The 7616-nt window shown below is 68.7% G+C and carries 7 protein-coding genes and 1 pseudogene; 3 read left to right on the top strand and 5 right to left on the bottom strand.

Annotated elements, in window-relative coordinates; translation table 11 throughout:
• The 5 genes and pseudogenes from RI841_RS12500 to RI841_RS12480 all read right to left on the bottom strand — a co-directional run.
• Nucleotides 1-396 (bottom strand): annotated as a pseudogene (locus RI841_RS12500) (acetyl-CoA C-acyltransferase); the annotation flags it as partial.
• Nucleotides 393-1676 carry an ArgE/DapE family deacylase gene (locus RI841_RS12495; RefSeq protein ID WP_310705934.1) on the bottom strand — a complete coding sequence of 428 codons (1284 nt, stop codon included), beginning with the start codon at nucleotides 1674-1676 and terminating at the stop codon, nucleotides 393-395. The pseudogene RI841_RS12500 and the gene RI841_RS12495, both read right to left, overlap by 4 nt.
• Nucleotides 1676-2329 carry a 3-oxoacid CoA-transferase subunit B gene (locus tag RI841_RS12490; RefSeq protein ID WP_310705933.1) on the bottom strand — a complete coding sequence of 218 codons (654 nt, stop codon included), beginning with the start codon at nucleotides 2327-2329 and terminating at the stop codon, nucleotides 1676-1678. Before RI841_RS12490 ends, RI841_RS12495 begins: the two co-directional genes overlap by 1 nt.
• Complete coding sequence (locus tag RI841_RS12485; protein ID WP_310705932.1) at nucleotides 2319-3020, bottom strand: CoA transferase subunit A; 702 nt, start codon at nucleotides 3018-3020, stop codon at nucleotides 2319-2321. Before RI841_RS12485 ends, RI841_RS12490 begins: the two co-directional genes overlap by 11 nt.
• Nucleotides 3017-4393, bottom strand: a complete 1377-nt coding sequence (locus RI841_RS12480) for an aspartate aminotransferase family protein (protein WP_310705931.1) — start codon at nucleotides 4391-4393, stop codon at nucleotides 3017-3019. The genes RI841_RS12485 and RI841_RS12480 overlap by 4 nt, the downstream gene beginning before the upstream one ends.
• Before the next feature lie 112 nt (nucleotides 4394-4505).
• On the opposite strand from RI841_RS12480, the gene RI841_RS12475 reads away from it, so the two are divergent.
• The 3 genes from RI841_RS12475 to RI841_RS12465 all read left to right on the top strand — a co-directional run bounded on the left by RI841_RS12475 (nucleotide 4506) and on the right by RI841_RS12465 (nucleotide 7579).
• The gene (locus RI841_RS12475) at nucleotides 4506-5429 is read left to right on the top strand and encodes a LysR family transcriptional regulator (protein ID WP_310705930.1); all 924 of its coding nucleotides are present in this window, start codon (nucleotides 4506-4508) and stop codon (nucleotides 5427-5429) included.
• A gap of 101 nt (nucleotides 5430-5530) precedes the next feature.
• Complete coding sequence (locus RI841_RS12470; protein ID WP_310705929.1) at nucleotides 5531-6562, top strand: histone deacetylase family protein; 1032 nt, start codon at nucleotides 5531-5533, stop codon at nucleotides 6560-6562.
• A gap of 393 nt (nucleotides 6563-6955) precedes the next feature.
• Nucleotides 6956-7579 (top strand): hypothetical protein, encoded by a 624-nt coding sequence (locus RI841_RS12465; RefSeq protein WP_310705928.1) that lies wholly within the window; start codon nucleotides 6956-6958, stop codon nucleotides 7577-7579.
• Nucleotides 7580-7616: the final 37 nt, after the last annotated feature.

Raw genomic sequence — 7616 nt, 5'->3', positions numbered from 1 at the left:
GACCCGGGTCATGTTCTCGATGCCACCGGCGAGGCCGACCTCGACGGCACCGGCCTGGATCTCCCGGGCGGTGCTGCGCAGGGCGGCCAGCCCCGAGCCGCACTGCTGGTCGATCTGGCGGCTGGCGCAGCCGCGGCCCCGCTCGCCCAGGCGCCCGGCGAGCCACAGCGGGTAGCGGCCGCCGAAGCTCCACTGCTCCTTGACCGGCAGGGCGCAGCCCACGCTCAGGTCTTCTATGGCAGCGCCGTCGAGGTCGCGGCGTTCGAGCAGGGCGTCGATCACGCCGGCCAGCAGGGCATCGCTGCGGGTGTCGGCCCAGGCGTCCACGTCCGGCTTGCGAGGGTGGGCGCGGGTGAAGGCGCTGCGGGCGTAGTCGGCCAGATAGACGTCTCTCATGCGCTCGGCTCCTGTTGCGTGGCCTGCTGTCCCCAGCGATGGAGGAACAGCGCGTAGGTGGTCAGCACGTGGCGGATGGAGGTGATCTCCACGCACTCGTCCACCCCGTGGATGCGCTGCGCGACGGGGCCATAGCAGGTGCCGTTGATCTTCCCCGCGACGTGAAAGGCGCGCAGGTCGGTGGTGCAGGTGGAGAGGTAGTGGGTCGGCGGCGTGCCGAGCAGGGCCTCGTGGCACTCGGAGAGCAGCCGGATGCCCGGGGTGTCGAGGTCGACCAGGTGCCCCTCGGAGCGGAAACCATGGAAGCTGACCCGGGGAGGGGGCGTGGTGTCGTCGAACTCGGTGTAGCGGGTCGCGATGGCCTCGCGCACCCGCCGCATGGCCTCTTCCGGCGCCATGCCCGGCGGGAAGCCGACGCGCCCCTCGAGCACGGCATGGGCGGGCACGCTGGAGGCCCAGTTGCCTCCCTCGATCTTGCCGATGCTGAGGTTGAAGGGGTGGGGATGGTCGGCGTAGGGGGCCGGGCGCGGCAGGGCGTTGATCTCCGCTTCCAGGGCCTTGAGTGCCGGCAGGTACTGTTGCAGGGTCTCGATGGCGTTCTTGCCGGCGGCGGTGTCCAGCACATGGGCGGGCACCCCGTCCAGGCGCATGCGGAACCACAGCACGCCCACCTGGCCGCTGTAGATCTGGGCGCCGAAGGGCTCCGGGATCAGCACGAAGTCGCCGCTGTACCCCTGGTGCAGGCAAGCCAGGGCGCCGTTGCCGGTGCACTCCTCCTCGATCACCGTCTGCAGGGTCAGCGGGAAGTCGATGGCCACTCCGGCCCGACGCACCGCTTCCACGGCCATGACCATGGCGGCGATGCCGGCCTTCATGTCACCGGCGCCGCGGCCGAAGAGCCAGCCATCCTGTTCCCAGGGCTCCCAGGGCGGACGGGTCCACATGTCGGTGGGCTCGGCCGGCACGACGTCCAGGTGGCCATTGAACACCAGGTGCGGGCCGGGCGCCCCGGGGTTGAGCCGCGAGACCAGGTTGTAGCGCCCGGCGTTGTCCCACTCGGTGGGCGCCCGATGGGGGTGCTCGGCAAACCCCGGGGCGTCCAGCGGCACCCGGGTCGCCGGCAGGCCGAGTTGCTCGAGACAGGTCTCCATGGTGCCCAACGCCCCGTGCTCCTGGCCCAGCACGCTGTAGCCGCGCACCAGGTCGCGGGTCAGCGTCAGGGTGTCGTCCATCAGCGCCTCGCAGGCGTCGACGATGCGCTTCTCGGTGACATCCAGCATCAGAACCTCCCCAGCCGTGATTCGTCGATATGCAGCGGTGCTTCCGTGGCCGCCTGCAGGTCGGCAGGGTCGAGTCCCTCGGCGATCTCCACCACGGCCAGTCCCGTCGGGGTCACATCCATCACCGCCTTGTCGGTGATGATCCGCGACACGCAGCCGCTGGCGGTGAGCGGCAGGCGGCAGCGCGCCAGTATCTTGGGATTGCCGTGCTTGTCGTTGTGGGAGCAGAGCACCACCAGCCGCCGGACCTTCTGGGCCAGCTCCATGGCGCCGCCGATCCCCGGCGAGAACTTGCCGGGGATCTTCCAGTTGGCCAGGTTGCCGGCGGCGTCGACCTCGAAGGCGCCCATGAAGGTGAGGTCGACCCGGCTGCGCCGGATCATGGCGAAGGAGGTGGCGCTGTCGAAGACGCTGGCCCCGGGGCGGGTGGTGATGTAGGCCCCACCGGAGTCGATCATGTCGTGGTCCGGCGCCTCGCCCTCGCGCCGCGGGCGGCAGCCCAGCACACCGTTCTCCGAGTGCACCAGCACTTCCATCTCGTCGGGCAGGTAGTGGAAGAGGCGCGTCGGCAGGCCGATGCCGAGGTTGACGATCTGGCCGGGGATCACCTCCCGGGCGGCGCGGGCCAGGATGCGCTGGGTGTCAGAGGCCATGGGGGCGCACTCCCTGTTCACTGGTGGCACGGTCGACCTGCACCACCCGGCTGACGAAGGCGCAGGGGGTATGGATGGCGTCGATGGGCAGCTCGCCCGGGGCGTCGAGGCGGTAGGCCTGGGCGATCACCTGCTCGGCGGCCATGGCCATCAGCGGGTTGAAGTTGCTGGCGGTGGCGCGATAGATCAGGTTGCCGTAGCGGTCGGCCCGCTCGGCGTGCACCAGGGCGACGTCGGCGTGCAGGGCGGGCTCGATGCCCCAGGGGCGGCCGTCGACCTCGACCTCCCGGCGGCCCTCGGCGATCTCGGTGCCCTGACCGATGTCGGTGAGAAAGCCACCGTGGCCGGCGCCGGCACAGCGGATCTTCTCTGCCAGCAGGCCCTGGGGATGAAAGCTCACCTCCAGTCGCCCGGCATTCATGGCCTCGATGGCGGTGCGGTTGAGCCCCAGGTGGGAGGTGACCAGCCGCTTGACGCGGCCGGCTTCGATCAGCTTGCCGATGCCGATGCCGGGCTCGTTGGCGTCATTCTTGATCAGGGTGAGGCCACTCTGGCCGCTGGCGAGCAGGGCATCGATCAAGGCGAAGGGGGTGCCCGGCGAGCCGAAGCCGCCCACCATGACCGTCGCCCCCTCGGGAATGGCGGCCACCGCCGCCTCGATGTCGAACACCTTTTGGTTGAGCAGTGTCATGACGGGCGACCCTCCGTTGGCCGTGCCGTGAGGGCAGCGACATCGGCCTCGTCGGCCAGCGCCCGGTCGAATCGCCTCATGGCACGATCCAGCCGCCCGAGCAGCACCTTCACCTCCTCGGCAGTGATGGTCAGCGGCGGCGTGACCAGGAAGTGGTCGCCGGCGACGCCATCCAGGGAGCGGCGGGGATAGATCAGCAGGCCCTCTTCCCTGGCCAGGGCGGTGATCTGGGCGAAACGGTTCTGCTCGGCGGGGAAGGGCTCGCGGGTCGCCGGGTCGGCCACCAGCTCGACCCCCCACAGCAGGCCGAGGCCACGCACGTGGCCGACGCAGGCATGGCGCTCGGCCAGTGCCCGGAGGCCTGCACCGAGCTGCTCGCCGCGCTCCCGGGCGTTCTCGAGCAGCCCCTCGCGACGGATCGCCTCGACCACGGCGAGGCCGGTGGCGCAGGCCAGCGGATTGCCGGCGTAGGTGTGGCCGTGCTGGAAGCCACCGCTTGCCATCACCGCCTCGACGATGTCATCGCGGGCCAGCAGCGCCCCCACCGGGTAGTAGCCGGCCCCCAGCCCCTTGGCAGTGACCAGCAGGTCGGGGGCGACGCCATAGTGCTGCCAGGCGAACCAGGTGCCGGTGCGGCCCACGCCGGTGAGTACCTCGTCGAGGATCAGCAGGCAACCGGCTTCATCGCACAGTGCGCGGATGCCCTTGAGATAGCGCTCGCCCAGCAGGCGGGCGCCGGTGCTGGCCCCGCCGATGGGCTCCAGCACGAAGGCGATGATCGACTCGGGGCCGGCAGCCTCGATGGCCGCGCGGGTCTCGGCCAGCACCCGGTCGACATGGGCGTCGTCGTTGGCGTCCCGGTGACGAAAGAAGTCCGGTCCCGGGACCTTGAGCGAGGCGTGGGTGAGCGGGGTGAAGGGCGCCTCCAGGGGCTGGTAGCCGGTGACGCCCAGCGCGCCCAGGGTGCTGCCATGGTAGGAGGGGCGCAGGGAGACGAAGCGGCGCCGCCGGGGCTCGCCGGTGGCGACGAAGTACTGCCGGGCCAGCTTGAGGGCCGACTCCACGGCCTCCGAGCCGCTGGAGACGAAGAACACCTTCTCCAGAAGGCCGCCGGTGAGCTCGACAAGGGCATGGCCCAGCGCCAGGGCGGGGGCGTTCTCGAACTGGGTGCGGTAGGTGAAGGCGACCCGGTCGAGCTGGGCCAGCATGGCATTGCGGATATCCTGCCGGCCATGGCCGAGGTTGCAGGAGATGGCGCCGGAGCAGCCGTCGAGGTATTCCTTGCCTTGTGTGTCCCACAGGGTGACGCCATCGGCATGGCTGACTTCCGGCAGGGCGGGGCCAGCCTGGTAGAACAGCGGGGAGTCGGTCATCGAGGCTTCCGTTTGTCGTTATGGTCATGAAGGGAGGCTCGATGCAGTCTAGGTAGCACTGCTAATATATTTCAATATATGATGTTTTTACCGTATTCGATGAGTTTGAATCATGGCGGACGTGACCATTCACTCCCTCAAGGCGCTGGCGATCTTCAAGACGCTGTTCGAGGCGGGCAGCGCCTCCCAGGCGGCGCGGACCCTGGGCATCACCCAGTCCGGGGTCAGTCGATCGCTGGCCCAGCTCGAGGAGAACCTCGGGATCCAGCTGTTTCTGCGCGAGAAGAACCGGCTGGTGGCCACGCCCGAGGCCGGTGAGCTCTACGACGAGATCCTGCGGCTGATGGGCAATATCGAGGAGCTGCGTCACAGCGTGCTGGCGCTCAAGGAATTCGGCACTTCCCGGCTGCGGATCGCCTCGATTCCCGGCCTCTCCTTCGGCTTCGTGCCCAGGCTGGTGGCGGCGCTGCTGGAGGAGAATTCCCGCTTCAGCGTCAGCCTCGACATGATGTCCAGCCACGAGGTCCAGCTGGCCGTGGAGTCGAGCCATGCCGATATCGGCTTCGTTACCCTGCCGGTGGCCTCTCGCGTGCTGGAAGTCGAGCCATGGTTCACCACCGAGGCGGTCTGTCTGCTGCCGGCGGCCAACCCCCTGTCGGCGAAGGCGCGAATCGGCATCGAGGACCTGCGCGACCAGCACCTGGTGATCAGCAACCAGCCGAGCATCAGCACCAATCCGCTACTCGAGATGACCACCCGCCACGGCATCCGGATTGCCGGCAAGACCGAGGCCAATATCGGCACCATCGCGGCGCTGGTGGCCAACGGTGTGGGGGTCACGGTGATGAACCCGGTGACCGCCCGGGACCAGCTCTCGTCCCATGACGCGGTGGTGGTGCGCCCGTTCTTTCCGACCATGTCGTTCGGCTTCGGTCTGGTCTATCGCGGGGAGTGGAAGCATGCCCGCGCCCTGGACTTCCTGCGCGAGCGGGGGCGGGGGCTGGTGGCGGACTACACCGGTGAGCCGGGGGCCTGACACGACGAGTGGGGCCGGCCGGCCCCTGTCGGCTCGTCGGGCATGGCGCACTTGCCTGGCGCATGGCATGGTCAGGTGCTGACGCGATACAGGATGGCAAGATGATCACCTTTCACAGCGAGACCACCAAGCGCCGCCGAGCCCGCACGGAGCTGGATGGTGGGCAACTGGTGACGCCCTACGAGTGCCCCGAGCGGGTCGACCTGGTGCTGCAGCGGGTACGCGAAACCGGCCTCGGCGAGGTACGGGAGCCGGTCGTCCACGGGCTGCAGCCCGTGCTGGCCGTCCATGATCCGGGCTATGTCGAGTTCCTCGAACACTGCTGGATGGACTGGGTCGCTGCCGGTCGCAAGGGCGAAGCGATCGCCTGGATCTGGCCAACCCGGACCATGCCGGGACGGGTCATCCCCGACCACATCGACGGTCGACTCGGTCACTATGCGCTGGGGGCCGATACCTCCATCTGCGAGGGCACCTTCGAGGCGGCCATGGCCAGCAAGGACATCGCGCTCTCTGCGGTAGACCACGCGCTGATGACCGGTGAGCCGGCGTTCGGCCTGTGCCGTCCACCGGGCCACCATGCGGCGACCGACCAGTTCGGCGGCTACTGCTTCTTCAACAATGCCGCCATCGCCGCCCAGCGAGCGCTGGACACCGGCTGCACACGAGTGGCGGTGCTGGACATCGACTTCCACCATGGCAACGGCACCCAGCAGATCTTCTACGCGCGCGACGACGTGCTCTTCCTCTCCCTGCACGGCGACCCGCGGCACTGTTTCCCGCATTTCCTGGGCCATGCCGAGGAGATCGGCGAGGGTGCCGGGGAGGGCTTCAACGTCAACTACCCCCTGGCCCCGGGGAGCGGCTATGCCGCCTGGGTGAAGGCGCTGGAGGATGCCAAGGCGCGTATCCTCGGCGCCGGCTGCGACATGCTGGTGGTCTCCCTGGGCGTGGATGCCTTCGAGCACGACCCCATCAGTGCCTTCCGGTTGGCCAGCGACGACTTCACTGATGTGGGGCATCGGCTGGGGCAACTGGGCCTGCCTACCGTGTTCCTGCTCGAGGGGGGCTACGCCGTGGCGGAGATCGGTCTCAATGCGGTGAACGTGTTGAGCGGTTTCGATAAGTCTTGACAGGGTGGTCGCAGGTCGAGGACGGGTTTCGGTAACAGAACAAATTACCCTGTGGGAGCGCAGTTTACCGAGCGATTGGTGCCGAAAGGCGCCCTTGGTGGCCACAGAAAGTCTATGCCCTTAGCCATCGCGCAGCGGAGCTGCGCTCCCGCAATGGCCACAGGGCCTGCTGCTTTCGCCTCGATGGGAAGCTTTTTTCATGCGGTAGCCCCAGGAGTCTTGAGCCTTGGCGTTCGCGCCGGGAGGGGCGACACTGGGATATCGAGGAGCGCCTGCACCGGGTACAAGAATGCATAACGATCCGTGGAATGACGATGCCGTTCTGACGAGGCGAGTTGCCGGTATCCCGCGACCCCCGGTCGCGACCTGCAGGCGCCGGGGTGACTCGCGGTGATGAGGCGGTCACAGCGGCGCATCGTGCTGCTGGCGATGCTCGGTATCCTGGTTACCGGCACCCTGGTGGCCCTTGCTACGGTCTGGCCGCTGTTCCAGACCCACCGCCAGGCACTGGAGACCCGTGCCCTGGCAAGTGCCACGGCCCAGGTGGAATCCCTGGAGCATCTTCTGGCGCGCTATCGGGAGCTGGCCAGGCGGTTCACCAGCCGCACCGAGATCCGCCGCCACCTGGCCCGCTATGCCGAGCAGGCCGAGAATCGCGAGTCGCTGGTCGCCTTCACCACGCCGCGACTGGTGGATGCGATGCTGCAGTCCCCTGATCTGGTGGGGCTGGTGCGGCTCGGCCCGGCGGGCCAGCCGCTGGTGACGATCGGTCGCACGCCCTGGCCGTCGCCGGGTGCTGAGCGGGGAGAGGTCCCCCGGCCCGCCAGCATGCAGCTGGTCACTCATGACGAGCAGCTGCTTCTGGAAGTGGCGGCGCCGATCATCTCCAGGGACAGCGAGCGCATCGGCACTGACGTGCTCTATTTCGACCCGTCGGGCATCACGGCGCTGCTCGCCGATGCCACTCGTTTCGCCGGCGACTCCCGACAGTGGTTGTTGGGGCCCGGGCGCCGGTGACGAGGCCACCGCCTCTGCCGTGATCGCAGACATCGTA

This window comes from Halomonas sp. (assembly GCF_031581305.1).
GTDB lineage: Bacteria > Pseudomonadota > Gammaproteobacteria > Pseudomonadales > Halomonadaceae > Halomonas.
The sequence above is the reverse complement of the archived record's forward strand: the minus strand, read 5'-3'. Positions and strand labels throughout refer to the sequence as shown.

Coding starts and splice junctions, on each gene's coding strand:
- RI841_RS12470 (WP_310705929.1), top strand. CDS start 5,531: ATGATCACCTTTCACAGCGAGACCACCAAGCGCCGCCGAGCCCGCACG.
- RI841_RS12465 (WP_310705928.1), top strand. CDS start 6,956: ATGAGGCGGTCACAGCGGCGCATCGTGCTGCTGGCGATGCTCGGTATC.
- RI841_RS12475 (WP_310705930.1), top strand. CDS start 4,506: ATGGCGGACGTGACCATTCACTCCCTCAAGGCGCTGGCGATCTTCAAG.
- RI841_RS12495 (WP_310705934.1), bottom strand. CDS start 1,676: ATGCTGGATGTCACCGAGAAGCGCATCGTCGACGCCTGCGAGGCGCTG.
- RI841_RS12480 (WP_310705931.1), bottom strand. CDS start 4,393: ATGACCGACTCCCCGCTGTTCTACCAGGCTGGCCCCGCCCTGCCGGAA.
- RI841_RS12485 (WP_310705932.1), bottom strand. CDS start 3,020: ATGACACTGCTCAACCAAAAGGTGTTCGACATCGAGGCGGCGGTGGCC.
- RI841_RS12490 (WP_310705933.1), bottom strand. CDS start 2,329: ATGGCCTCTGACACCCAGCGCATCCTGGCCCGCGCCGCCCGGGAGGTG.